This is a genomic window from Modestobacter italicus (assembly GCF_019799965.1).
Classification (GTDB): domain Bacteria; phylum Actinomycetota; class Actinomycetes; order Mycobacteriales; family Geodermatophilaceae; genus Modestobacter; species Modestobacter italicus_A.
This window is the reverse complement of the sequence record NZ_JABGCJ010000002.1, coordinates 111,336-135,063: the sequence shown is the minus strand read 5'-3', so window position 1 is coordinate 135,063 and position 23,728 is coordinate 111,336. Positions and strand designations below refer to the sequence as shown.

General features: G+C 74.1%; 29 protein-coding genes and 1 tRNA gene. 11 read left to right on the top strand and 19 right to left on the bottom strand.

Translation table 11 applies throughout. The annotated features are described in order from the left end of the window. Positions 1–234, bottom strand: coding sequence for a DUF3618 domain-containing protein (locus HLA93_RS04695; RefSeq protein ID WP_222193140.1), 234 nt, complete (start codon positions 232–234; stop codon positions 1–3). 64 nt (positions 235–298) lie between these two features. On the opposite strand from HLA93_RS04695, the gene HLA93_RS04690 reads away from it, so the two are divergent. Together HLA93_RS04690 and HLA93_RS04685 are read left to right on the top strand one after the other, a co-directional pair. Then, positions 299–379, top strand: a tRNA-Leu gene (locus HLA93_RS04690). 46 nt (positions 380–425) lie between these two features. Further along, the gene (locus HLA93_RS04685) at positions 426–1,100 is read left to right on the top strand and encodes a hypothetical protein (RefSeq protein ID WP_222193139.1); all 675 of its coding nucleotides are present in this window, start codon (positions 426–428) and stop codon (positions 1,098–1,100) included. Between the two features lie 12 nt (positions 1,101–1,112). On the opposite strand, the gene HLA93_RS04680 is transcribed toward HLA93_RS04685, so the two are convergent. The 3 genes from HLA93_RS04680 to HLA93_RS04670 all read right to left on the bottom strand — a co-directional run bounded on the left by HLA93_RS04680 (position 1,113) and on the right by HLA93_RS04670 (position 3,120). Beyond that, entirely contained in the window at positions 1,113–2,096 is a 984-nt protein-coding gene (locus HLA93_RS04680; RefSeq protein ID WP_308127943.1) for a DUF6910 family protein, read from the bottom strand. Positions 2,097–2,104: 8 nt separating this feature from the next. Further along, complete coding sequence (locus tag HLA93_RS04675) at positions 2,105–2,353, bottom strand: hypothetical protein (protein ID WP_222193138.1); 249 nt, start codon at positions 2,351–2,353, stop codon at positions 2,105–2,107. Between the two features lie 152 nt (positions 2,354–2,505). Continuing rightward, positions 2,506–3,120, bottom strand: a complete 615-nt coding sequence (locus HLA93_RS04670; protein WP_222193137.1) for a TasA family protein — start codon at positions 3,118–3,120, stop codon at positions 2,506–2,508. Positions 3,121–3,305: 185 nt separating this feature from the next. On the opposite strand from HLA93_RS04670, the gene HLA93_RS04665 reads away from it, so the two are divergent. Beyond that, a complete protein-coding gene (locus HLA93_RS04665) occupies positions 3,306–5,267 on the top strand; it encodes a glycosyltransferase (RefSeq protein ID WP_222193136.1) in 1,962 nt (653 codons plus the stop codon). Further along, entirely contained in the window at positions 5,264–5,890 is a 627-nt protein-coding gene (locus HLA93_RS04660) for a hypothetical protein (RefSeq protein WP_222193135.1), read from the top strand. The genes HLA93_RS04665 and HLA93_RS04660 overlap by 4 nt, the downstream gene beginning before the upstream one ends. A gap of 7 nt (positions 5,891–5,897) precedes the next feature. Here the strand turns inward: HLA93_RS04660 and rdgB are convergent, their stop codons facing one another. After that, the gene (gene rdgB, locus HLA93_RS04655; protein WP_222193134.1) at positions 5,898–6,506 is read right to left on the bottom strand and encodes an RdgB/HAM1 family non-canonical purine NTP pyrophosphatase; all 609 of its coding nucleotides are present in this window, start codon (positions 6,504–6,506) and stop codon (positions 5,898–5,900) included. Beyond that, a complete protein-coding gene (rph, locus tag HLA93_RS04650; protein ID WP_222193133.1) occupies positions 6,503–7,225 on the bottom strand; it encodes a ribonuclease PH in 723 nt (240 codons plus the stop codon). The genes rdgB and rph overlap by 4 nt, the downstream gene beginning before the upstream one ends. Before the next feature lie 103 nt (positions 7,226–7,328). Here rph and HLA93_RS04645 point away from each other — a divergent pair, with 103 nt between their 5' ends. The 3 genes from HLA93_RS04645 (at position 7,329) to gndA (ending at position 9,835) form a co-directional block, all read left to right on the top strand. Then, the gene (locus HLA93_RS04645; protein WP_222193132.1) at positions 7,329–7,733 is read left to right on the top strand and encodes a YjbQ family protein; all 405 of its coding nucleotides are present in this window, start codon (positions 7,329–7,331) and stop codon (positions 7,731–7,733) included. A gap of 94 nt (positions 7,734–7,827) precedes the next feature. Then, on the top strand, positions 7,828–8,325 hold the full coding sequence (bcp, locus tag HLA93_RS04640) for a thioredoxin-dependent thiol peroxidase (RefSeq protein WP_222193131.1): 498 nt from the start codon (positions 7,828–7,830) through the stop codon (positions 8,323–8,325). A 79-nt stretch (positions 8,326–8,404) separates the two neighbouring features. Then, entirely contained in the window at positions 8,405–9,835 is a 1,431-nt protein-coding gene (gene gndA, locus HLA93_RS04635; RefSeq protein WP_222193130.1) for an NADP-dependent phosphogluconate dehydrogenase, read from the top strand. Positions 9,836–9,933: 98 nt separating this feature from the next. Here the strand turns inward: gndA and HLA93_RS04630 are convergent, their stop codons facing one another. The 7 genes from HLA93_RS04630 to HLA93_RS04600 all read right to left on the bottom strand — a co-directional run bounded on the left by HLA93_RS04630 (position 9,934) and on the right by HLA93_RS04600 (position 15,205). Continuing rightward, complete coding sequence (locus HLA93_RS04630) at positions 9,934–10,929, bottom strand: DNA polymerase domain-containing protein (RefSeq protein WP_246625820.1); 996 nt, start codon at positions 10,927–10,929, stop codon at positions 9,934–9,936. Between the two features lie 75 nt (positions 10,930–11,004). Beyond that, entirely contained in the window at positions 11,005–11,745 is a 741-nt protein-coding gene (locus tag HLA93_RS04625; protein WP_222193129.1) for an MBL fold metallo-hydrolase, read from the bottom strand. After that, a complete protein-coding gene (murI, locus tag HLA93_RS04620; RefSeq protein WP_222193128.1) occupies positions 11,742–12,566 on the bottom strand; it encodes a glutamate racemase in 825 nt (274 codons plus the stop codon). The genes HLA93_RS04625 and murI overlap by 4 nt, the downstream gene beginning before the upstream one ends. A 72-nt stretch (positions 12,567–12,638) precedes the next feature. Next, on the bottom strand, positions 12,639–13,295 hold the full coding sequence (locus tag HLA93_RS04615) for an HAD-IA family hydrolase (protein WP_222193127.1): 657 nt from the start codon (positions 13,293–13,295) through the stop codon (positions 12,639–12,641). After that, positions 13,292–14,242, bottom strand: a complete 951-nt coding sequence (locus HLA93_RS04610; protein ID WP_222193126.1) for a PLP-dependent cysteine synthase family protein — start codon at positions 14,240–14,242, stop codon at positions 13,292–13,294. The genes HLA93_RS04615 and HLA93_RS04610 overlap by 4 nt, the downstream gene beginning before the upstream one ends. Positions 14,243–14,286: 44 nt before the next feature. Further along, a complete protein-coding gene (locus HLA93_RS04605; protein ID WP_222193125.1) occupies positions 14,287–14,565 on the bottom strand; it encodes a MoaD/ThiS family protein in 279 nt (92 codons plus the stop codon). Positions 14,566–14,731: 166 nt separating this feature from the next. After that, the gene (locus HLA93_RS04600; protein ID WP_222193124.1) at positions 14,732–15,205 is read right to left on the bottom strand and encodes a Mov34/MPN/PAD-1 family protein; all 474 of its coding nucleotides are present in this window, start codon (positions 15,203–15,205) and stop codon (positions 14,732–14,734) included. A gap of 165 nt (positions 15,206–15,370) precedes the next feature. Here HLA93_RS04600 and HLA93_RS04595 point away from each other — a divergent pair, with 165 nt between their 5' ends. Next, entirely contained in the window at positions 15,371–15,727 is a 357-nt protein-coding gene (locus tag HLA93_RS04595; protein WP_222193123.1) for a hypothetical protein, read from the top strand. On the opposite strand, the gene HLA93_RS04590 is transcribed toward HLA93_RS04595, so the two are convergent. After that, on the bottom strand, positions 15,666–16,175 hold the full coding sequence (locus HLA93_RS04590) for a DUF2017 family protein (protein WP_222193122.1): 510 nt from the start codon (positions 16,173–16,175) through the stop codon (positions 15,666–15,668). The two genes, HLA93_RS04595 and HLA93_RS04590, sit on opposite strands and share 62 nt — an antisense overlap. Positions 16,176–16,200: 25 nt before the next feature. After that, positions 16,201–16,497 (bottom strand): ATP-dependent Clp protease adapter ClpS, encoded by a 297-nt coding sequence (clpS, locus tag HLA93_RS21410; RefSeq protein ID WP_222193121.1) that lies wholly within the window; start codon positions 16,495–16,497, stop codon positions 16,201–16,203. A gap of 61 nt (positions 16,498–16,558) precedes the next feature. Between clpS and HLA93_RS04580 the strand changes: the two genes are divergently transcribed. Together HLA93_RS04580 and HLA93_RS04575 are read left to right on the top strand one after the other, a co-directional pair. Continuing rightward, entirely contained in the window at positions 16,559–17,848 is a 1,290-nt protein-coding gene (locus tag HLA93_RS04580; protein ID WP_222193120.1) for a nicotinate phosphoribosyltransferase, read from the top strand. Positions 17,849–17,919: 71 nt separating this feature from the next. After that, positions 17,920–18,489 carry an isochorismatase family protein gene (locus HLA93_RS04575; protein WP_222193119.1) on the top strand — a complete coding sequence of 190 codons (570 nt, stop codon included), beginning with the start codon at positions 17,920–17,922 and terminating at the stop codon, positions 18,487–18,489. 21 nt (positions 18,490–18,510) lie between these two features. Here the strand turns inward: HLA93_RS04575 and serB are convergent, their stop codons facing one another. Both serB and ctaD read right to left on the bottom strand, forming a co-directional pair. Then, entirely contained in the window at positions 18,511–19,743 is a 1,233-nt protein-coding gene (serB, locus tag HLA93_RS04570) for a phosphoserine phosphatase SerB (RefSeq protein ID WP_222193118.1), read from the bottom strand. 146 nt (positions 19,744–19,889) lie between these two features. Further along, entirely contained in the window at positions 19,890–21,650 is a 1,761-nt protein-coding gene (ctaD, locus tag HLA93_RS04565; RefSeq protein ID WP_222193117.1) for an aa3-type cytochrome oxidase subunit I, read from the bottom strand. 308 nt (positions 21,651–21,958) lie between these two features. Here ctaD and HLA93_RS04560 point away from each other — a divergent pair, with 308 nt between their 5' ends. Beyond that, entirely contained in the window at positions 21,959–22,234 is a 276-nt protein-coding gene (locus tag HLA93_RS04560; RefSeq protein WP_222193116.1) for a GlsB/YeaQ/YmgE family stress response membrane protein, read from the top strand. An 81-nt stretch (positions 22,235–22,315) separates the two neighbouring features. On the opposite strand, the gene HLA93_RS04555 is transcribed toward HLA93_RS04560, so the two are convergent. Continuing rightward, positions 22,316–23,167 (bottom strand): putative RNA methyltransferase, encoded by an 852-nt coding sequence (locus HLA93_RS04555; protein ID WP_222193115.1) that lies wholly within the window; start codon positions 23,165–23,167, stop codon positions 22,316–22,318. Next, on the bottom strand, positions 23,164–23,682 hold the full coding sequence (locus HLA93_RS21405) for a metallophosphoesterase family protein (RefSeq protein ID WP_222193114.1): 519 nt from the start codon (positions 23,680–23,682) through the stop codon (positions 23,164–23,166). Before HLA93_RS21405 ends, HLA93_RS04555 begins: the two co-directional genes overlap by 4 nt. Positions 23,683–23,728: the final 46 nt, after the last annotated feature.

Sequence of the window (23,728 nt, the reverse complement as noted above, 5' to 3'; positions counted from 1 at the left end):
TCAGTGCCGGATGCGGCGGACGATCTTCCGGGTCACGACGAAGGTGATGGTCAGGCCGACCACGCTGACGAGGGCGATGCCGGGCGGGCTCTGCAGGAACTCCTGCGCCTTCGCCTTGCCCTGCTCGCTCAGGCGCTTGGGGCTGGTGCGGAACGCCAGCTCGTCCAGGGTGGCCGCCAGCGACTCGCGGGCGGCGTCGATCTCCTGCTGGATCTGGTCAGGGGTCCTCGGCACGGGCGACAGCCTGCCAGATGGACGCGCTCCCGGCCGAGTGGGCGCCTCCTAGACTCCCTCGCACGCGGGAGTGGTGTAACGGCAGCCACGCCAGGTTTAGGTCCTGGTGCCTTCGGGCGTAGGGGTTCGACTCCCCTCTCCCGCACCGACGGTGCCGGTCGACCCGCTGGGCAACGGGTAGGGACTCCCCCATGCGCGCCGACCACACCACCGACGAGTCCGCCGAGACCGAGGGGCTCGCCCGCCGCCTGGACCGGCCGATGGGCGTGCTGGGCCTGGTGTTCGTCCTCGTCGTCCTCGGCCAGTCACTGGCCCGCGAGCCGTGGCTGGTCACGGCGCTGACCGTGGTCGGCTGGGTCTGCTGGGCGGTCTTCGTCGCCGAGTTCGCCTTCCGCGCCTACCGGGCACCGAGCCGACGGCGCTTCTGGGTACGCAACTGGTGGCAGCTGCTCTTCCTCGCGCTGCCCTTCCTGCGCTTCGCCCGCGCGCTGACCCTGCTCCGCACCGCCCGGGTCGGCGGGGTGCTGTCGGCGGCGATCCGCGGCTCGCGCTCGGCCGGCCGGCTGCTGTCGAGCCGGATCGGCTGGCTGACCGCGGTGTCCGGGGTGGTCGTGCTCGGCGGCAGCCAGCTGCTCTACGTGGTGGGCGCCTACGACACCTACGGCCCGGCCCTGCACGACGCGGCGCTGGCCACGGTCACCGGCGAGCCACTGGCCACCGACCACGGCCTCGCCCGCTTCCTGGAGGTGGCGCTGGCGGTCTGGTCCGTCGCCGTGTTCGCCACCCTGGCCGGCGCGCTGGGCGCCTACTTCCTGGAACGCCGGGACACCGAGGCCACCGCACCCGCCGAGTCGGCCAGCAGCTGACCGGCGCGGCGCTCAGCCGAGCGCGACGCGCAGCTCCAGCCAGGTCGAGGGCACCCCGGGGTCGTCGTCGTCGACCACGGCCACCAGCTGCACCCCGTCCTCGTGCACCGCCCGCAGCGCCAGCCCCTCGACCTTGTGCACCCGGCCGCCCACCTCGGGGAACACGGTCACGTCCTGCACCGAGTCGCCGTCCACCAGCGCGAGCGCGGCGGCCACCACCGGGCCGTCGTCCACGGTGTTCGGGGTGTCCTCCGCGGCCGCGCTGAGCAGCTGCCGCCCGTCGGGCAGCGAGACCGCGTCGGTGACCGCCAGGCCCACTCCGGCCACCCGGCCCAGGTCGTAGGTCCGCGGCCGGTCGACCGGCACCGCGTCCGCACCGGCCCGGCCGAGGACGGCGTCGACCAGCCCGGCCAGCGGCAGGTCCACGCTCCCCGGGAGCACCCCGGCGACCGGGTTGCCGCGGTTGAACCAGCGCACGGTGTCGCCGTGCCGGCTGGCCCCCTCCAGGTTGAGCTGGTCGGCCGCCACCCCCAGCCCCGCCCCGACCCGGGCGTAGAGCGCGCCGAGCTCACCGGCCACCACCACCGGCTCCCCCTCGGCCAGCCGGACCAGCACCCCGCGCATCCGCCGCGACGTCGACCCGGACCCGAGCAGCAGCACCGCGGGCTCGCCATCCACCTCGGCCGGGCAGGCCACCTCGAGGTCGGGCTTGAGGTGCTTGGTGCCGGCCGCCTCGCTGAAGTGGTCCAGTCCCTCGGCGTCCAGGCCCTCGGCGTCCAGGCTCTCGACCGGCGGGAGCAGCCGCACCGGGACGACGCCGTCCGGGCGCACCCAGGCGGCGATCGTGGCGTCGTCCGGGACGACCAGCCAGCCCCCGCCGAGTGGCGCGACCGCCGAGGCCGCGGTCACCGGCGTCCCGTCGGCGAAGGTCAGCTGCCGGACGGCGTCCACGGTGATCCGCATGGCGCTGCCGTGCCCGGGACGGCGACCGGTCACGCCTGCTCTCAGCCCAGCGCGTCCATCGCCTCGGCGCGGAACTGGGCCAGGAACTGGTCCCGGGTGATCCCCCGCCGCTCCGCCTCGCGGTCGCAGAGCATGGCGATCACCAGCGACGACTGCCGGACGACGTCGGCCCGGGTGTCCTCGTCCAGGCCGGCCAGCACCCGGGTCCAGGCGGTCCAGTCGCCGTCCCCGGCCGCCTCTGCCATCTCCAGCACCAGCCCGAACCTGCGCAACTGCTCCAGGCTCGCCATCAGGCCCCCCGTCCCCGGTCGCCCGCTGCGGCCGTCCACCGCCGACGGTAGCCACCCCCGGGACGACGACGGTGCGGGAGCCGGGTGCTCGCGCACCAGCTCCCGCAGCGTCGACGCGGTGGGCCCGGCCGGGTCAGGGGCCGGGATGTGTGTCAGCGGGCGGTGCCGCCCCGCTGGGTGGCGGTGAAGGTCAGCGCCAGCTCGCTGGACTGGGCCTTGAAGGTGTCGTCGGCGGAGGCGGGCAGCGCCAGGCTCACCGCGAGGTGGTCGGTGGCACCGGCGGCCAGGCTGGCCGGCGCGGTCAGCACGGAGTCGCGGACCACGGGGCCGGAGGCGAGCAGCGTGCGCACGTCGCCGGCGCAGGCGAAGTCCTCGTCCCACGCCACCGAGCAGGACTGCACGGTCATCTGCAGGCCGTGGACGGTGTCGGTGTCCATCACGCTGGAGGTGGTGGCCCGGGTGTCCAGGCGCACGGAGGCCAGGCCTGAGTCGCCGTCGTTGACCAGGTCCAGGGCCTGGGTGACCGAAGCGCCCGGGACGACGCCGTCGAAGGCCAGCGGCACGGTGGCCGTGCCGTCGGCCGCGGCGAGGGCGATCGACACGACGCCGGACTCGATGGACACCGGCGCCGGGCTGGTGCTGTCGGTGAAGGCGCCGAACGTGCCCATCCCGGCGACGGCGGCGGCCGCGCCGACGACGCCGACGGTGCCGATCAGCCGGGCCACGGTGAGCCGTCGCGTACGGGGGGCGGTGCTGCTGGCGTTCACGTCACTCCTCGGGTCGGTGCTGGCCGGAGGGGCTCCTCCCGGCACGGCACCGACCCTGCGCCGTCTCCCGCAGCGCCGGCCCCAGGGAACCGCAAGGGATCCGCAAGACCGGCGACGTCACCCTCCCGGGTGACCGGGCCCGCCGGGACCGTCAGCCGGGCCGTCCGGCTGCCGACCACCCCGGGGTGACGGTCGTCGCGCCCGGTGGCGCCTCCTGGGGTCCGCGGCCCCGCCGTGCCCGCGGCCGGCACGCGGCGCCGGAGCGGCTCGGCGACGTGCTCGTCGAGCAGGGCGTGCTCACCCCCGACCAGCTGACCGAGGCCCTGGAGCAGCACGAACGGGTCGGTGCCCCGCTGGGCGCCGTCGTCCTGGCCAAGGGCTGGGTGACCCGCCGCCAGCTGTACGTCGCCCTCGCCGAGGTGTGGGACGCCGACCTCGCGTTCGTCGACCCGGTCGACGTCGACGAGGAGCTGGCCCGCCGCTTCCCGGCGGCGATGCTGGCCCGGGAGACCTGGCTGCCGCTGCGGGTCGAGGAGGACGGCGACGGGGAGCAACAGGTCGTCGTCGCCACCGCCGGCCGCCCGTCGGCGCACATCGCCGAGGAGGTGGTGCGGCGCACCGGCATCCCCCGGGTGCGTCAGGTGGTCACCACCGACTGGGACGTGCAGCGGGCGCTGCGCACCGTGTGGCGCGACGAACTGGTGCACGACGCCGTGCAGTCGCTGGCCGAACGCCGGCCCGACGAGTCGGCGTCCACCGTCTTCGTCTGGCCGCAGGTCGCCGCCGCGGTCGCGCTGGTGGCCGCCACCGTCACCGGCCTGGTGCTCGACCCCTCGCTGACCATGCTGGTGCTGGTCGCCACGGTGAACCTCGCCGTCGCCCTGGCCGTGGGCACCAAGGCGCTGATCAGCACGGTCGGCACCGCCTGGGAGACCGTCGAGCAGGTGACCGACGACGAGGTCGCGGCCCTCGACGACGCCGACCTGCCCATCTACACGATCCTGGTGCCGGTCTACAAGGAGGCCGGGATCGTCGGGCTGCTGATGCGCAACCTCGCCGACCTGGACTGGCCGCGGGAGAAGCTGGAGATCCTGCTCCTGCTGGAGGAGGACGACCCGGAGACGCTGGCCGCCGCGCTCGCCGCCGCCCCGCCGGACATCGTGCGGATCGTCGTCGTCCCGCACTCGCTGCCCAAGACCAAGCCACGCGCCTGCAACGTCGGGCTGACCTTCGCCCGCGGCGAGTACGTGGTCATCTACGACGCCGAGGACCGGCCCGACGCCGACCAGCTGAAGAAGGCGGTCGTCGCCTTCCGCAAGGGCGGCGACGACCTGGTCTGCGTGCAGGCCGCGCTGAACTACTTCAACGCCCGGGAGAACCTGCTCACCCGCATGTTCACCCTGGAGTACTCCTCCTGGTTCGACTACACCCTGGCCGGGCTGGACAAGCTGCGGCTGCCGATCCCCCTGGGCGGCACGAGCAACCACTTCCGCACCGACCTGCTGCGCGAGCTCGGCGGCTGGGACCCCTACAACGTCACCGAGGACGCCGACCTCGGCATCCGTGCCTCCGCCCGCGGCCACCGCGTCGCCGTCGTCAACTCGACGACGTACGAGGAGGCCAACATGGCCGCCGGCAACTGGATCCGGCAGCGCAGCCGCTGGATCAAGGGCTACATGCAGACCGTGCTGGTGCACACCCGGCACCCGTGGCGGCTGCTGCGCAGCGTCGGCCCCCGCCAGACGGCCGGGTTCGCGCTGCTCATCGGCGGCACCCCGCTGATGTTCCTGGCCACGCCGTGGCTCTACGCGATGCTCGTCGTCGAGCTGCTCTGGCCCGGGGCGCTGGTGCCGGCCCTGCCTGAGTGGCTGGTGCAGGTCAGCCTGGCCAACCTGCTGCTGGGCAACGGCGTGATCATCTACCTGTCGCTGCTGGCCGGCTTCAAGCGGCGCGCCTACGGCCTCGTGCCGTTCGCGCTGCTCTCCCCGGTCTACTGGCTGCTGCACTCGATCGCCTCCTACAAGGCGCTGTGGCAGCTGGTGGTCAACCCCTTCTACTGGGAGAAGACGACCCACGGGCTGTCCAGCCACGTGCAGTCCGACGGGGCGCCGGCACCCGGGACCCCTGGTTCCGAGGTCCCCTCGTGACCGCCGTCAACCCGATGGCCGCGACCCGGGCCGACGCCTCCCCCGCCGAGGCGGCGAGCTTCGCCGAGGCCCGCGCCCGGCTGGCCACCACCGCGGACCTCCCCCGCGTGCGCATGCGGCGGGTGCTGACCACCTGCGCCGCCGTCCTGGTCGTGCAGACCGCGGCCCTGCTGGCCACCGACCGCAGCTGGGACGAGGTCCTCGTCCCCGGCTACGTGATCCTGATGGTCACCCTCGCCCTGGTCTTCGTGCTCGCCGCAGTGACCGTGGCCGGCTTCGCCGCCGGGGCGGCCGCCGCGGGACTCGTCGTGCTCGACCAGGCCAGTCTGCTGCCGTTGCTCGGCGGCGCCGCGGCGCTGGCGCTGGCCTGCGGCTTCGCGCCGGGCTGGGCCCGGGTGGAGGCCTGGCAGGCCACCCGCTCGCGGTCGCTGACCGCGGAGGAGGAGGCGGCCCTCGCCCAGCGGGCCCTGTCCGGCGACCGCAGCCGGCTGTGGACCCGCGGCGTCCGCCTGCGCACCTACTGGCGGGCCGACCGGGTGCTCGCGGCGTTCCTCGTGCTCGCCTTCCACCCGTCGATGGCGGCCTTCTCGCTGTGGTTCATCGGCTGGACCAGCGCCCGCTGACCTGCGGTCAGCGGGCGCCGAGCACCTCGGCGAGCACCGGCACCAGCGCGGCGAACGCCTGGCCGCGGTGGCTGCGGGCGTCCTTCTCCGCCGGCGTCAGCTCCGCCGACGTCAGGTCCAGCCCCTCCGGCACGAAGACCGGGTCGTAGCCGAACCCGTTCGTGCCGCGTGCCTCCCGGATCACCGCCCCCCGCCACTCCGCGCGCAGCACGTGCTCGACGCCGTCGGGGGTGACCAGCGCGGCGGCGCAGACGAACGCCGCACCACGCCGCTCGTCCGGGACGTCGGCGAGCTGGCCGAGCAGCAGCGCGGTGTTGGCCGGGTCGTCCCCGTGCCGGCCCGACCAGCGGGCGGAGAGGATGCCGGGCATCCCGTTGAGCGCGTCGACGGTGATCCCGGAGTCGTCGGCGACCGCCGGCAGCCCGGTGTACCGCACCGCCTCGCGCGCCTTGAGCAGCGCGTTCTCCTCGAAGGTGGCGCCGGTCTCGGGCGCCTCCGGGTACTCCGGGACGTCGCGCAGGCCCAGCACCTCGACCCCAGGGACGGCGGTGGCCAGCAGCCGCTGCAGCTCGGCGAGCTTGCCGGCGTTGCGGGTGGCCAGCAGCAGCTGCGTCATGCCGACAACGCCACCTGCTGGGCCCGGGTCAGCTCGGCGCACCCGGCGACGGCCAGGTCGAGCAGCTGGTCCAGGGTCGCCCGGTCGAAGACGGCGCCCTCCGCCGTCCCCTGGACCTCGACGAAGCCGCCGTCCCCGGTGCACACGACGTTCATGTCGGTGCCGGCGCGGACGTCCTCCTCGTAGGCGAGGTCGAGCCGGGGCTCCCCGTCGACGACGCCCACGCTGACCGCGGCCACCGAGTTCGGCAGCGGGGTCGCGCTGGCCAGCTTGCCGCGCTCGCCGAGCCAGCCGACCGCGTCGGCGAGGGCCACGTAGGCGCCGGTGATGGCCGCGGTGCGGGTGCCGCCGTCGGCCTGCAGGACGTCGCAGTCCAGCGCGATGCTGTTCTCCCCCAGTGCGGCCAGGTCGATGCTGGCGCGCAGCGAGCGGCCGATCAGCCGGCTGATCTCGTGGGTGCGGCCGCCGATCTTGCCCTTGACCGACTCGCGGTCGCTGCGGGTGTGGGTGGCCCGCGGCAGCATCGAGTACTCGGCGGTGACCCAGCCCAGGCCCGAGCCGCGGCGCCAGCGGGGCACGCCCTCCGTGACGCTGGCCGCGCAGAGCACGCGGGTGCGGCCGAACTCGACGAGCACCGAGCCCTCGGCGTGGTCGAGCCAGTTGCGGGTGATGGTCACCGGGCGGAGCTGGTCGGCCGCGCGGCCGTCGGGGCGGGTCACGCCGTCCGAGGGTAGTGCCGCCACCGCTGGTCACCGACCGCTGCCTCGGCGGCGGGGGGACAGCCTCCAGCGACCGACGGCCGGCCGTGTCACCCTCTCCTCCATGCGCTCCGAGCTGCGATCCGTCCGGACCGGGGGCGTGCCCTCCGTCGTCGACCTGACCGACGAGTGCGCGGAGTTCGTCCGCGGCGAGGGCGACGGCCTGTTCCAGGTGTTCGTGCCGCACGCCACGGCGGGCATCGCGATCATCGAGACCGGCGCCGGCAGCGACGACGACCTGCTCGCCCAGCTCGACGAGCTGCTCCCCCGCGACGACCGCTGGCGGCACCGGCACGGCGCGGCCGGGCACGGCCGCGACCACGTGCTGCCGGCGTTCGTGCCGCCGCACGCCACCGTGCCGGTGCTCGAGGGCCGCCTGACGCTGGGCACCTGGCAGCGGATCTGCTTCGTCGACACCAACATCGACAACCCCTCCCGGCACGTCCGGCTGACCTTCCTGGCCGGCTGACGCCGTCCGGGGCGCCGGCCGGCCCAGCGGGGACCGGTCCGGCGGTGCACGGCCGGCTTGGGGCCGATCGGCGGTGTGCGGCACGATGCGCTCCATGACCGAGACCGACCGCGGCATCGACACGGCCCCCGTCCGCCTCGCCCCCGGTGACCCGGCGCCGGAGTTCACCCTCCCGGACGCCGACGGCACCCCCGTCTCGCTGTCCTCCTACCGGGGCCGGCGGGTCATCGTCTACTGCTACCCCGCCGCGCTGACCCCGGGTTGCACCACCCAGGCGGTCGACTTCACCGCCTCGGCCGGCGAGCTGGCCGAGGCCGGGCTCGACATCATCGGCATCTCCCCCGACGCCCCGGAGAAGCTGCACACCTTCCGGGAGAAGGAGCAGCTGGGCATCACGCTGCTCGCCGACCCGGAGAAGCAGGTGCTCACCGCCTACGGCGCCTACGGGCCGAAGAAGCTGTACGGCAAGGAGGTCGTCGGGGTGATCCGCTCGACCTTCGTCGTCGACGCGGAGGGCAAGGTCGAGAAGGCCGCCTACAACGTGAAGGCCACCGGACACGTCGCCAAGCTCCGTCGCGACCTGGGCCTGTAGCCCCGCGGAGGCCGGTCCGGCCGATCCAGGGGCCGGCAGGACCTGGCAGGGCCGGAGCGGATCGGGCAGGGTCGTGCCCATGAGCGATCAGATCGGCGTCACCGGGCTGGCAGTGATGGGCGCGAACCTGGCCCGCAACCTGGCCCGGCACGGCCACCAGGTGGTGCTGCACAACCGCAGCCGGGGGCGCACCGACGCCCTCGTGGAGCAGCACGGCAGCGAGGGCGACTTCGTGCCGACCGGGACGATGGAGGAGTTCGTCGGCGCGCTGCAGCGCCCCCGCAAGGTCATCATCATGGTGCAGGCCGGTGCGGCGACCGACGCCGTCATCGACGAGATCGCCCCGCTGCTGGAGCCCGGCGACGTGCTGATGGACGGCGGCAACGCCCGGTTCACCGACACGATCCGGCGCACCGAGGCGCTCACCGCCCAGGGGCTGCACTTCGTCGGCACCGGGATCAGCGGCGGCGAGGAGGGCGCGCTCAACGGGCCGAGCATCATGCCCGGTGGATCGGCCGAGGCGTACGAGCTGGTCGGCCCGCTGCTGGAGTCGATCGCCGCGGTGGTCGACGGGCAGCCGTGCTGCACCCACGTCGGCGAGAGCGGCGCCGGGCACTTCGTGAAGATGGTGCACAACGGCATCGAGTACGCCGACATGCAGCTCATCGCCGAGGCCTACGACCTGCTGCGCTCCGGGCTGGGGCTCTCCCCCGCCGAGATCGGTGACGTCTTCGCCTCGTGGAACGACGGCGACCTGGAGAGCTACCTGATCGAGATCACCGCGCAGGTGCTGCGGCACACCGACGCCGACACCGGCAGGCCGTTCGTCGACGTGGTGCTGGACGAGGCCGAGCAGAAGGGCACCGGCCGCTGGACCGTGCAGTCGGCGCTCGACCTGGGCGTGCCGGTCAGCGGCATCGCCGAGGCGGTGTTCGCCCGCGCGCTGTCCGGGCACCGCGAGCAGCGCGACGCCGCGCAGCGGGTGCTGCCCGGGCCGGACACCCGCTGGGAGGTCGCCGACCGGGACGCCTTCATCGAGTCGGTGCGGCAGGCGCTGTACGCCTCCAAGGTGGTCGCCTACGCCCAGGGCTTCGACCAGGTCACCGCCGGGGCGGACCAGCACGGCTGGGACATCGACCGGGCGGCGCTGGCGCGGATCTGGCGTGGCGGCTGCATCATCCGGGCGCGGTTCCTGGACCGGATCGCGCAGGTCTACACCGACGAGCCCGACGTCACCACGCTGCTGACCAACGACTACTTCCGCGGCGCGGTCAGCGAGGGCCAGGAGTCCTGGCGGCAGGTCGTCGCCGGCGCGGCCCGCAACGGCATCCCCGCCCCCGGGTTCGCCAGCGCGCTCGCCTACTACGACGGGCTGCGGGCCGACCGCCTGCCGGCCGCGCTGATCCAGGGGCTGCGCGACCTGTTCGGCGCGCACACGTACCGCCGGGTCGACCGCGAGGGCGCCTTCCACACCATGTGGGGCGAGGACGGCCGCGAGGTCAGCGCCTGACCCGAGCGTCTGACCGCACCGTCGTCGCGGTGTCCCCGAGCGGGATCCCCCGACGACGGCGCGGCGGTGCGGCTGTCCGTCCGGGACGGCGACCGGGGTCAGGCGTCCTGCTCGGCGGCCTTCGCGCGGGCCCGGCGCTTCCCCTCGTGCATCGCCGCCACCCGGGCGACCGGGATCGTGTGCCCCTCGGCGACCAGGTCGGCGGGCAGCTGCTGCGGCTCGGGCAGCGCCTGTGCCCACGGGTCGCCGTCCCCGAACCGCTCTCCCGCTGTGCGCACCGTGACGTCCCCCGGCCGCACGTCGTCGAGGGCATCCCAGTCCACCGGCGCGGACACCGGCAGCCCGGGGCGCACCCGCGGGCTGTAGGCGACCGCGATCGTGCCGCGACCGGAGCGGGTCGAGTCGACGAACACCCGGCCGCCCCGCTCGGCCACGACGTAGGCGGTGGTGGCGAGCTCGGGGTCCAGCCGCTCGGTGCGGGCGGCCAGCGCGCGGGTGGCGGCGGCGACGTCCTCGGCCGGCGACCCGTGCACCGGGACGACGACGTGCAGTCCGGTCGACCCGCTCGTCTTCACCGCCGCGGCCAGCCCGGCATCGGCCAGCGCCCGCCGGGCCAGCCGCGCGGTCGCCACCACGACGTCGAACGGGGCGCCGTCGGGTGGGTCGAGGTCGAGCACAAGCCCGGTCGGCTCCTCCTCGCCCACCCGGCTGAACGGCACGTGGAACTCCACGGCGCGCTGGTTGGCCAGCCACAGCAGGGTGCGTCGGTCCTCGACGAGCACCTGGTGCACCTCGCGGTGCGCCCGGTCGGACCAGGTGGGCACGGTGCGCACCCAGTCGGGGGCGCCCTTGGGCACGTCGCGCTGGATGAAGGCAGCCGCGCCCGGCCGCACCCGCTTGACCGTCAGCGGCCGGCCGGACAGCAGCGGCACCATCCGGTCGGCGAAGGCGTCCAGGTGGTCGACGAGGTCGCGCTTGGTCACCGCCAGGCCGTCGCCCAGCGGGGAGTCCAGGCTGCTCAGCCGGACGCCGTCCCGTTCCTCCTCGGTCATCCCGTCACCGTGCCGTGCGCCGGCGACCAGGGCAACCGGCATCGGCCGTTCCGGCCCCGCTGCAGGGGCCCGCGCCGAGCTCGCGAGGCGTGGGGGCAGCGGGGTCCTTCGACGTCCTCAGACGTCGTGGACGGCGCCGGGGCGGGCGAGCTCGGCGGCCGGGAAGACCGCGCGGGCGGCGGCCAGCTGCTCCTGCGCGTCCACCCAGGACGGCACGTGGGTGACGATCAGCCGCCCCACCCCCGCCGCGGCGGCGTGCTCGCCGGCCTGGCGGCCGGTCAGGTGCAAGCCCGGCGGCAGGTCGGGTGCCTCGGGGTAGGCGGCCTCGGCCAGCAGCACGTCGGCGCCGCGGGCCAGCTCGACCACGGCGTCGCTCGGGCCGGTGTCGCCGGTGTAGACCAGCGACCGGCCCCCGGCGGTGAGCCGGACGGCGTAGCACTCGACCGGGTGCGCGGTGCGGGCCGTGGTCACCTCGAAGGGCCCGAGCGTCCAGCTCCCCGGGCCGATGGCGGTCACGTCGAAGACGTCGTCGATCGGGCCGCCGTCGGGGTCGTAGGCGGTGGCGAGCCGCCGGTCGGCGCCGACCGGCGCGTACAGCGGCACGGTGCGCCCGTCGGACTGACCCGAGTAGCGGTGCCAGACCACGAACGGCGCGGCGTCCAGGCAGTGGTCGGCGTGCAGGTGGCTGAGGTAGACCGCGTCCACGTCACCGGGCCGGACGACGTTCTGCAGCGCCCCGAACGACCCGTTGCCCAGGTCGAGGGCGAGCACGAACTCGTCGTGCTCGACCAGGTAGCAGGAGGCCGGCGAGTCGGGCCCGGGGGCACTGCCTGCGCAGCCGACGACGGTGAGCCTCACGCCCCGACCTCCGCGCCGGCCCGGTCGACCACGTCGACCTCAGGCCCCAGGAAGCGCCGCCCGAGCCGGGCGAAGGGCTCCGGGTCGCCGGTGGCCAGGAACCGGTGCACCGGCGGCGGCCCGTCGGGGTCGCGCAGCAGGTCGGTGCGGGTGAGCACCCGGTACACGTCCTTCGCCGTCTCTTCCGCGCTGGACACCAGGGTGACCTCCTCGCCCAGCACCAGCGACAGCACGCCGGTGAGCAACGGGTAGTGGGTGCAGCCGAGCACGACCGTGTCGACACCGGCGGCCAGCAGCGGGTCCAGGTAGGACTGCGCCAGCCCGACCAGCTGCCGGCCGCTGGTGACCCCGCGCTCGACGAAGTCGACGAAGCTGGGGCACGCCGCGCTGGTGACGGTCAGCTGGCCGGCGGCGGCGAAGGCGTCCTCGTAGGCGCCGCTGGTGATGGTGGCCTGGGTGCCGATCACGCCGATCCGGCCGTTGCGGGTCGCCGCGGTGGCCCGGCGGGCGGCGGGGCGCACCACCTCGACCACCGGCACGTCGTAGCGCTCCCGGGCATCGCCCAGGCAGGCGGCGCTCGCCGAGTTGCAGGCGATGACCAGCATCTTGACCCCGGCCTCGACCAGGTCGTCCATCACCGCCAGGGAGTGCCGGCGCACCTCGGCGATCGGCAACGGCCCGTACGGGCTGTGCGCGGTGTCGCCGACGTACCGGATCGCCTCGTGCGGCAGCTGGTCGAGCACGGCGCGGGCCACCGTCAGGCCGCCCACGCCGGAGTCGAAGATCCCGATGGGCGCGTCGGCCCCCGCAGCAGTGCTCATGTCGGCAGCCAGGCTAACGGCCCCCTCCGACGGTCCGCCGTCCCGGCGAACGAGACGCTGGTCTCGCTGCGGTCAGGGCCGGCGGAGCACCGCGGCGTCCGGGAGCAACAGCCCCTCGCCGGTCCACCGCGCGCCGACCAGGTCCCGGACGACGACCGTTGCGTCGGTGTCCAGCGCGGTCCGGCCGATCCCCAGCACCGTCGCCCCGGCGGCCAGCCCGGCGCGCACCCCGCTGGGGCTGTCCTCCAGCACGATCATCGCGCCCGGGTCGAGCCCCAGTCGGGCGGCTCCGGTCAGGTAGGGCTCGGGGTGGGGCTTGCCGGCGGCGACGTCCTCGGCGGTGACCACGACCGGCGGCACCGGCACGCCGGCCGCGCGCAGCCGGGCGGTGGCGAGCTCGCGCACGCCGGAGGTGACGACGGCCCAGGGCACGGCGTCCAGCTGGGCGACGAGGTCCAGGACGCCGGGGATCGCCAGCGTGCCGGCGACGTCCTCCAGCTCGTAGCGGGTGACGAGCGCGACCGCCCCCTCGACGTCCTCGGGCTTCGCGAACAGCGCCACCGTGTCCGCCGCCCGGCGGCCGGGGACCGCGGCCGTCACCTCGTCCGGGTCGAGCCCGGAGTCGACCGCCCACCGGGTCCACGCCCGGACGACGGCGGGTTCGGAGTCGACCAGCACGCCGTCGTTGTCGAACAGCAGACCCTCGGCGGGCAGCAGGACGTCGGTCACGCCCACAGCTGGCCCTCCAGGGCGGCGGACGCCTCCTCCAGCGTGCCGGCGTAGGCGCCGGTGGACAGGTACTTCCAGCCGCCGTCGCAGACGATGAAGCAGATGTCGGCCCTGCGACCGGCCGCGACCTCCTTGTCGGCGACGCCGAGCGCCGCGTGCAGGATCGCCCCGGTCGAGATGCCGGCGAAGATGCCCTCCCGCTCCACCAGCTGGCGGGTGCGGTGGATGGCGTCGTCCGGCCCCACCGAGAAGCGGGAGTCCAGCAGCTCGGGGTCGTAGAGCTCGGGGATGAACCCCTCGTCGATGTTGCGCAGCCCGTAGACCAGCTCGCCGTAGCGCGGCTCCGCGGCGATGACCTGGACGCCGGGCTTCTTCTCCCGCAGGTACCGGGAGACGCCCATCAGCGTGCCGGTGGTGCCCAGCCCGGCCACGAAGTGGGTGATCGAGGGCAGGTCGGCGAGGATCTCCGGGCCGGTGCCGGTGTAGTGCGCCTCCGCGTTGGCCGGGTTGCCGTACTGGTAGAGCATCACCCAGTCCTCGTGCTCGGCGGCCAGGCCCTTGGCCACTGCGACGGCCTGGTTGCTGCCACCGGCCGCCGGCGAGCTGATGATCTGCGCGCCGTACATCTCCAGCAGCTGGCGCCGCTCGATCGAGGTGTTCTCCGGCATGACGCAGATCAGCCGGTAGCCGCGCTGCCGGGCCACCATCGCCAGCGAGATCCCGGTGTTCCCGCTGGTGGGCTCCAGGATCGTGCTGCCCGGGGAAAGCCGCCCCTCCTTCTCGGCCGCCTCGATCATCGCGATGGCGGCCCGGTCCTTGATCGAACCGGTGGGGTTGTGGTCCTCCAGCTTGGCCCACAGCCGGACGTCCGGGGTGGGCGACAGCGACGGCAGCCCGACCAGGGGGGTGCCGCCGAGGGAGTCGACGAGGGAGGCGAAGCGGGCCATGACGGGTCTCCAGGTGTCGCGGTGCCGGGCGGGATGGCTCCGGGTCAGCAGCCGCCGGCGACCGCGGGGAGGATCGTCACGGAGTCGCCGTCCTTGACGGCGGTGTCCAGCGCACCGGTGAAGCGCACGTCCTCGTCGTTGACGTAGACGTTGACGAAGCGGTGCAGCTTGCCCTCCTCGGTGACGAGGCGGTTCTTGATCCCGGGGTGCTGGCTGTCGATGTCGTCGACCAGGGCGCCGAGCGTGGCGCCGTTGCCCTCGACGGTCTTGTTGCCGCCGGTGTGGGTGCGCAGGATGGTCGGGATGCGGACCTCGATGGCCATGGCGAAGGAACTCCTTCTCGCGGGGTGACAGGGGATCGCGCGCCGGGCGCGCGGGATGGCGACTGCTGGCTGGAACGCCAGCACGCAGCCGGCGATTCCGTCGGCCCTCCTGCAGGGCCCGCCCCGAGCTCGCGAGGGGTGGGGTCAGGAGGGTCCTTTGACTTCCTCAGTCGTAGACGACGGTGGTCGGCGAGTGGCCGAACAGGTAGGACTCGACGACCTCGACGTCCTCCTCGCGCACCTCGCCGTCGACGATCCGGAAGCTGCGGAACTCCACGGTGTCCCCGGCCAGGCCGGTCTGCGTCCCGTGCTCGCGGGTGGACACCAGCACGTAGTGCGCCTCGGGCTCGGAGGCGTAGCTGATGTCGGTGCGCGAGGGGCGGGCCTCGGTCGCGGTGTGCGAGTGGTAGATGACCACGGGGACCTCGTCCCGGTCGTCCATCTCCCGGTACAGCTTCAGCAGGTCCGCGCTGTCGAACTCGTAGAACGTCGGCGAGCGGGCCGCGTTGAGCATCGGGATGAAGCGCTCGGGGCGGTCGCTGCCCTCGGGGCCGGCGACGACACCACAGGCCTCGTCCGGGTGGTCTTCCCGGGCGTGGGCCACGATGGCGTCGTAGGTCGCGCGGTCGATGCGCAGCACGGGCCCAGTCTAGGCAGCGCGCTCCGCCGGCGTCGTCCCTGCCCCGGATCCGACCGCCGGAACGGGTGGTCGCCGTGCCGCCGGGGGTGAGCAGCGTCCCGTCGAGGTGAGCACGGTGCCAACGGATTGTGTCGGAGGGGTGTCCGACCGATAGCGTCGCTGACCGTGGTGATCGAGGTGCTCATGGTGGTCGGTGTCGTGCTGATCGCGCTTCCGGCGCTGGTCCTCGGTGCGTCCCGGTTGCTGCACCGCAGCGGCCGGGCGAGCACCGACCAGCGGGCCGACCGGATGGAGCTGGTCCTGGTGGTGCTCGGCCGGCTGGTCGGGCTGGTCCTGCTGCTCCTGCTGTCCGCCGTCACCCTGGTGTCCTGCATCGGGGCGATCGTGCAGGACGTGCCGGTGCACAGCCTGGTCTACGTCTTCTTCCTCACCGACCTGCTCGTCGCGATCCTGGTGCTGCTCACCGCCGGCCGCCTCGTCCAGCGGCCAGCGCGTCGACGAGGGACCCCTGCACGGCGGTGAGCCAGTAGTACACCGCCAGCTGGGAACCCTCCTCGTCGGCGTCGTCGGAGGTGTCGACCTCCGGCGGCTCGGTGTCGGCGGAGATGCCCAGCCGCGTGCCCAGCGCCAGCCGCAGGTCGTTGGTCGTGCGCAGCCAGGCGCGGGCCTGGTCGGCGTCCAGCCGCACCTCCCCGCCGTGCGGCGGGAGGGTGGCCCGCACCATAGCCAGGTCGTCGGCCTTGCCGCTGCGCAGGCCCGCCTCGGTGAGCTCCCGGTAGTCCGCGGCGATCTCCGGGTCGGAGGCGTGCCCGCGGGGCAGCAGGCGGGCCATCACCGGGTCACCGCCGGAGTCGACCGGGTCAGCGGCCAGCAGCTGCTCCAGCTGGTCGAGCAGCAGACCGACGATGTCGGCCTCCGCGTCGACCAGCCGGGCCACCAGCTCCTCGCCCTTGCGGCGGAACGGCTTCACGCCGCCTCCTCGTGCGCGAGCCCGCTCACGCGTCGCGCTGGTAGGTGGCCCACAGCCCGTAGGCGTGCAGCCGGTTGGTGTCGTGCTCCATCCGCTCCCGCGGCCCCGAGCTGACGATCGCCTTGCCCTCGTTGTGCACTTGCAGCATCAGCTGCGTGGCCGTGGGCTCGTCGTAGCCGAACAGCTCCTGGAGCACGAAGGTCACGTACGTCATCAGGTTGACCGGGTCGTCCCAGACGATGGTCACCCAGGGCCGGTCGAGGTCGGACTCCTCCCGCGACGTCGTCTCCGGCGTCCAGGTGGGCGCAAGGGGTCCGGCCACGTGATCACTGTAGGCGCCCACCTCGGGCGGCCCACTCGGCCGGGACCTATCGTGCTGGTCCATGCCGAGCCAGCACAGCCCCGCGCTGCTCACCGACCGGTACGAGCTGACGATGCTGGCCGCCGCGCTGGCCGACGGCACCGCCGACCGTGACTGCGTCTTCGAGGTCTTCGCCCGCCGCCTCCCGCACGGCCGCCGCTACGGCGTGCTGGCCGGCACCGGCCGCTTCCTGGAGGCGCTGGCCGACTTCCGGTTCGGCGAGGCCGAGCTGGACGCCGTGCGGGCGCAGGGCATCGACGACCCACGGCTGCTGGACCACCTGGCGGCCTTCCGGTTCACCGGCGACATCGACGGCTACGCCGAGGGCGACGTCTACTTCCCCGGCTCCCCGGTGCTCACGGTGCGCGCCCCCTTCGGGCAGGCGGTCCTGCTGGAGACCCTGGTGCTGTCGGTCCTCAACCACGACAGCGCGATCGCCGCGGCCGGCGCCCGGATGATCGGCGCCGCGTGCGGCCGCCCGTGCATCGAGATGGGCTCCCGGCGCACCCACGAGGAGGCGGCGGTCGCCGCCGCCCGGGCCGCCGCCCTGGTCGGGTTCACCGCCACCTCCAACCTGGCCGCCGGCGCGCGCTACGGGATCCCGACGACCGGCACCAGCGCGCACGCCTTCACGCTGCTGCACGACGACGAGGCGGCCGCCTTCCGCGCCCAGCTGGACGCCCTGGGCACCGGCACGACGCTGCTGGTCGACACCTACGACACCGAGCAGGGCATCCGGACGGCGGTCGAGGTGGCCGGACCCGAGCTCGGCGCCGTCCGGCTGGACTCCGGTGACCTCGCCATCCAGGCCACCCGGGCCCGCGAGCTGCTCGACTCCCTGGGCGCCACCGGGACCAAGGTCATCGTGACCAGCGACCTGGACGAGTACGCCATCGCGGCACTGGCCGCCGCGCCCGTCGACGGCTACGGCGTGGGCACCTCGCTGGTCACCGGATCCGGGTCGCCCACCGTCGGCATGGTCTACAAGCTGGTCGAGCGGGACGGCGTGCCGGTGGCGAAGAACTCCGAGGGCAAGCGGTCGGTGGGCGGCCGCAAGCACGCCGTCCGGCGGCACGACGCCCAGGGGACGGCGACCGCCGAGGTGGTCAGCTCCTCCCCCGTGGCACCCGCCGCGCACGACCGTCAGCTGATCGTGCCGTTGGTCCGCGCCGGCCAGCTGGTCCGCCCACGGACGCCGGCCGAGGCACTGGCCGACGCCCGGACGGTGCACGAGCAGGCGCGCGCCGCCCTGCCGGCCGAGGCCTGGTCGCTGTCCCGCGGCGACGCCGCGATCGACACCGTCCCCGCCTGACGGAGGACCCCGTCCCCACCCCTCACAGGCTCGGGGCGAGCCCCGGGACGGGGCCGGGGCAGGATGGGGGCATGACGCGTGCACTGCTGGTGGTCGACGTGCAGAACGACTTCTGCGAGGGCGGGAGCCTGGCCGTGGCCGGGGGGACAGCCGTGGCCCGGGCGATCAGCGCGCACGTCGCCGCCGCCGACTACGCCCACGTGGTCGCCACCCGCGACCACCACGTCGACCCGGGCGGTCACTTCGCCGACCAGCCCGACTACACCGACACCTGGCCGGCGCACTGCGTGGTCGGCACGTCCGGCGTGGAGCTGCACTCCGACCTGGACCGCCGCCCGATCGAGGCGGTCTTCGACAAGGGCGAGTACGCCGCGGCCTACTCCGGCTTCGAGGGGACCTTCGACGGGCAGGGGCTGGCCGACTGGCTGCGCGCCCACGACGTCGACTCCGTGGACGTCGTGGGCATCGCCACCGACCACTGCGTGCGGGCCACCGCCCTGGACGCCGTCGGCGCCGGCTTCGCCACCCGGGTGCTGCTGCCGCTGACCGCCGGCGTCGCCGAGGCCACCACCGCCGCCGCCCTCGAGCAACTGCGCACCGCCGGCGTGGAGCTGGCCGGCGAGGTCCACCGGCCGAGCTGATCGGCCGGCCGCCCGCGACGGTCAGACCGCGTCGAGCACCTCGTCCCGGGTGAAGCCGAGCACCTGCAGGACGGCGTCCAGGTAGGGCTGGTTGAGGGCGGCGTGCGCCTGCTCCCGCACCACCGGCTTGGCGTTGAAGGCGATGCCCAGCCCGGCTGCGTTCAGCATGTCCAGGTCGTTCGCGCCGTCTCCCACGGCGACCGTCTGCTCCAGCGGGATGCCGTGCTCGGCAGCGAAGCGCGCCAGTGCCCGGGCCTTCCCCGCCCGGTCGACCACCTCGCCCACCAGCCCACCGGTCAGCTTCCCGTCGGCGACCTCCAGCGTGTTGGCGGCGGCGAAGTCCAGCCCCAGCTCCTCGGCGAGCGGGTCGGTGATCTGGGTGAAGCCACCGCTGACGATGCCGCAGCGGAAGCCCAGCCGCTGCAGCGTGCGGATCAACGTGCGAGCCCCAGGGGTGAGCACCAGGTGCTCCCGCACCTCGTCCAGGACGCCGACGGGCAGGCCGGCGAGCACGGCGACGCGGGCCCGCAGCGACTCCTCGAAGTCCAGCTCGCCGTTCATGGCGGCCGCGGTGATCCGGGCGACCTCCGCGGCCCGGCCGGCCCGGGCGGCCAGCTCGTCGATCACCTCACCGCGCACCAGGGTGGAGTCGACGTCCAGCACGATCAGCCGCTTGCTGCGCCGGGTCAGCCCGGCCTGCTCCACCGCGACGTCGGTGCCGGTCTCGGCGGCCACGGTCGCCAGCGCGGTGCGCAGCTGGGTGGAGCCGGCGCCGGAGACGGTGAGCTCGAAGCTGGTGACCGGGTAGTCCGACAGCCGCCGGATCGCCTCGATGTTGCCGCCGACCCCGGCGATGGCCCGGGCGGCACCGGCGACGGCTGCCGGCGGGACGGGCCGGCCCAGCACGATCACGTGGTGGCGCACCGTCCGCTCGGGGTGCTGTTCCGCCGCGGTGGCCGCCTCCACGGTCACCTGCAGGCCGGTCGCGGCGGCCACGTCGGCCGCGGTGCGGTGCAGCCGGGGCAGCAGTTGCGGGTCACCGCCGCCGGCCACCACCACACCGAGCACCAGCTGGCCGTGCACCACCACCTGCTCGACGTCGAGCACCTCGACCGGCTCCGGCCCGGCGGCCTGCAGCGCGGCGAAGAGGGCGGCGGTCACGCCGGGCCGGTCGGGCCCACTGACGGTCAGCAACGCACCCGCCCCGGCGGCGGGCTGGTCGATCGGCGCGGGGGCGGCGGCGCGGTCGGTCACGCGGTCATCGTGCCGGACCGGGTCGCGCGGCCGGGAGGAGCCCCCGCCCGGCCCCGGAACGCGGACGCCCCGCCAGCCGGTGGCTGGCGGGGCGTCCGTACGGCCCGATCAGGGGCCCACGCGGAGCGTGCGGCGGCGGTTCGGACTCAGGTCGGGTCCTTGTCGTCGGCGCCCTGACGGGCCCCGGCGGTGAGACCGGCCTCGCCGGCGTAGGGCTGGTGGCTCTTGCCGGCGTGCGCCTCCATCTCCAGGCGCTCCTTGAGGTGCGGGTAGTGCAGCTCGAACGCCGGGCGCTCCGAGCGGATCCGCGGGATCTCGACGAAGTTGTGCCGCGGCGGCGGGGAGGAGGTGGCCCACTCGAGGGAGTTGCCGTGACCCCACGGGTCGTCGCGCAGCGCCAGCCGGCCGTGCTTCCACGACTTGACCACGTTGTAGACGAAGGGGATCACCGAGGCGCCGAGGATGAACGACCCGATCGTGGACACCGTGTGCATCCAGGTGAAGGCGCCCCCGGCGTCGATGTCCAGGTAGTCGGCGTAGCGACGCGGCATGCCCTCGTTGCCCAGCCAGTGCTGGATGAGGAAGGTCGCGTGGAAGCCGATGAAGGTCAGCCAGAAGTGCAGCTTGCCGACCTTCTCGTCCATCATCCGGCCGCACATCTTCGGGAACCAGAAGTACAGGCCGGCGTAGGCGGCGAACACCACGGTGCCGAAGACCACGTAGTGGAAGTGCGCGACGACGAAGTAGCTGTCGTTGACGTGCCAGTCCAGCGGCGGGCTGGCCAGCAGGACACCGGTCAGACCACCGAGGAGGAAGGTGATGAGGAAGCCCACCGAGAACAGCATCGGCGTCTCGAAGGTGATCTGGCCCCGCCACATCGTGCCGATCCAGTTGAAGAACTTGATGCCCGTGGGGATGGCGATCAGGTACGTCAGGAAGGCGAAGAACGGCAGCAGGACCGCGCCGGTGGCGAACATGTGGTGCGCCCACACGGCCAGCGACAGCGCGGTGATGCCGATCAGCGCGAAGATCATGCCCTTGTAGCCGAACAGCGGCTTGCGGCTGAAGACCGGGATGACCTCGCTGATGATGCCGAAGAACGGCAGCGCGATGATGTAGACCTCGGGGTGGCCGAAGAACCAGAACAGGTGCTGCCACAGCATCGGCCCGCCGTTCTCCGGCGTGTAGACCTGCGCACCGAGGTGACGGTCGGCCAGCAGCGCGAAGAGCGCGGCGGTCAGGATCGGGAAGGCCAGCAGGATCAGGATGCTGGTGACCAGCGATGCCCAGACGAAGATCGGCATCCGGAACATCGTCAGGCCCGGTGCGCGGAGGCAGACGATCGTGGCGATGAAGTTGACGCCACCGAGGATCGTGCCCAGACCACTCACGGCCAGACCGGTGATCCACAGGTCACCACCGGCGCCCGGGCTGTGCGCCCCGGTCGACAGCGGGGTGTAGGCGTACCAGCCGAAGTCGGCCGCACCACCCGGGGTCAGGAAACCGGAGACGGCGATCGCGCCACCGAAGAGGAACAGCCAGAACGAGAATGCGTTCAGTCGCGGGAACGCGACGTCCGGCGCGCCCAGCTGCAGCGGCATGATCAGGTTCGCGAACGCGAAGAACATCGGCGTCGCGAAGAACAGCAGCATGATCGTGCCGTGCATCGTGACCAGCTGGTTGTACTGCTCCGGCGACAGGAACTGCAGCTCCGGGCGGGCCAGCTCACCGCGCATCAGCAGCGCCATGAAGCCACCGACGAAGAACCAGATGAAGGCCACCGTGGTGTACATCAGGCCGATGGTCTTGTGGTCGGTGGTGCGCAGCAGACCGAGGAGCCGCGACCCCTTCTGGGCCTCGTGGGCCGGGCTCGGCCGGCTCACGATCGGGGCAGGTGCGATCGTCACGGCCGCAGCTTAGCCCGCCGCCTGACGTCCGACGCGGCGGGAGCGGGGGTCGGTGCGGCGCGTCCGCCACTCACCCGCCGGCACCCCCCGCCGGGCCCCGGCGACCGCTCCGCACGCGGGTCGTGGTCCGCCGACGGAACCGCAGGTCATGAGCTCGCTGGGGCGACGGTCGAGCGCGGCGCGCGTGACGCAGGCGTCCGAGACCGGGCGGTCTCGGGTGTTTGGTCACGCCAGGCCCGGGCATCGATGATCTTGCACTGGACGGACCAGTGCCTGACGGCTCGGCCGTCGTCCTCAGGAGGTCACCCATGAGCATCGGCGGAATCCTGTTGGCGGTCCTCATCGGCTTCGTCGCCGGGTTGATCGCCCGCGCCGTGGTCCCCGGCAAGCAGGACCTCGGCCTCGTCGCCACCCTCGTCCTCGGCCTCATCGGGTCTGTGGTCGGCAACCTGGTCTTCAACCTGATCCAGGGCGACGGCCTCGAGTTCGACCTCGGCGGCTGGTGGGCGTCCATCCTCGGCGCGATCCTGGTGCTGGCCGTCTACGTGGCCGCGACCGGCAAGCAGCGTCGCGTCAACCGCTGACGACCCGCCGGCGACAGCCGGCGCGCACCCGCTCGACGAGGGCCCGGCCACCAGGCCGGGCCCTTGCTGCGTCCGGCCCGGTCAGCCGCCCCGCTGCCAGGTGCCGACGTCCACCGCCACCGTCACCCGCACCGACTGGGGCAGCTCGGCCAGCCGCCGGTCCAGCTCGCCCTCGGCCAGGTGCCGCGCGTGCGGTCCCATGCCGACCAGGGTGCGCACCGCTGCGTGGTCCAGCGTCAGCTCGGCACGGTGTGCGGTGGCCGCCACCGGCCGCAGGTGCGGCTCCAGGCCCGCCGCGAGCCGGTCGGCCTTGGCCGGGTCGACGGTGAGCAGCCCGAGGGGGCCGACCAGCTCGGCCAGGTGGTCCGCCGACGGGGTCACCACGACGAGCCGCCCCTCCGGTCGCAGCACCCGGGCGGTCTCCGCGCCGTTGCGCGGGGCGAACACCACCAGGACCCGGTCGACCGCGGCGTCCCGCACCGGCCAGCGGGACCACGAGTCGGCCACGACGGCCATCGCCCGCGGGTGTGCGCGCGCCGCGCGTCGGGCGGCGTACCGGGAGGCGTCCAGCACCACCCCGACGGCATCCGCGGTCCGGTCGAGCACCCCGGCCAGGTGCGCCCCGGTGCCACCCCCCAGGTCCAGCAGCGTGGCCGGCGGCGGGCCGGCCAGGGCGGCGTCGGCCAGCGCGGCGGTGATCCCGGCGTAGTGCCCGGCAGCCAGGAAGTCGGCCCGGTCGCCGACCATCGCCGCGGAGTCACCGGCGTGCGGGCTGCCGCCGGGCGGCAGCAGGGTGACGTGCCCCTGCCTCGCCCGGTCGAACGCGTGCCCGGCAGCGCAGCGCAGCCCGGCCGGGTCCGTCCCCAGCTGCTGGCCACAGACCGGGCAGGCGAGGACGGCGACCGCGGCCGGCGGGAGCGCGGGCAGGCTCATCGGCCGGGCACGCGCGGCGGCAGGCGGTGCAGGGTCACCTCCGACAGCCGGCCCTCGTCGGCGGTCGCGGTCAGGTAGGTGGCGAACGGCTGCCGGCGCCGGTCGGTGGGCGAGCCGGGGTTGAGCAGCCGCAGCCCGGTGACCGCCGTGGTGTCCCAGGGGATGTGGCTGTGCCCGAACACCAGGACGTCGGCATCGGGGAAGCGTGCGGCGCAGCGCTGCTCCCGGTTCTTGGCATCGCCGGTCTCGTGGACGACGGCGAACCGCACCCCGCCCAGCTCCACCCGGGCGACCTCCGGCAGCCGCTCGCGGAGCACCCCGTGGTCGTTGTTGCCGTACACCCCGACCAGCCGCTGCGCCCGCCGCTCCAGCTCGTCCAGCAGGGCGACGTCCACCCAGTCGCCGGCGTGCAGCACGACGTCGGCGGCCTCGATCGCCGACCACAGTCGTCCGGGCAGGTCACGCGCCCGCTTGGGCACGTGGGTGTCGGAGATGAACACCACGGAAACGGGCACGACGACATCGTCCCAGCCGACTAACTTGCTCCTTCGGCCGACGACT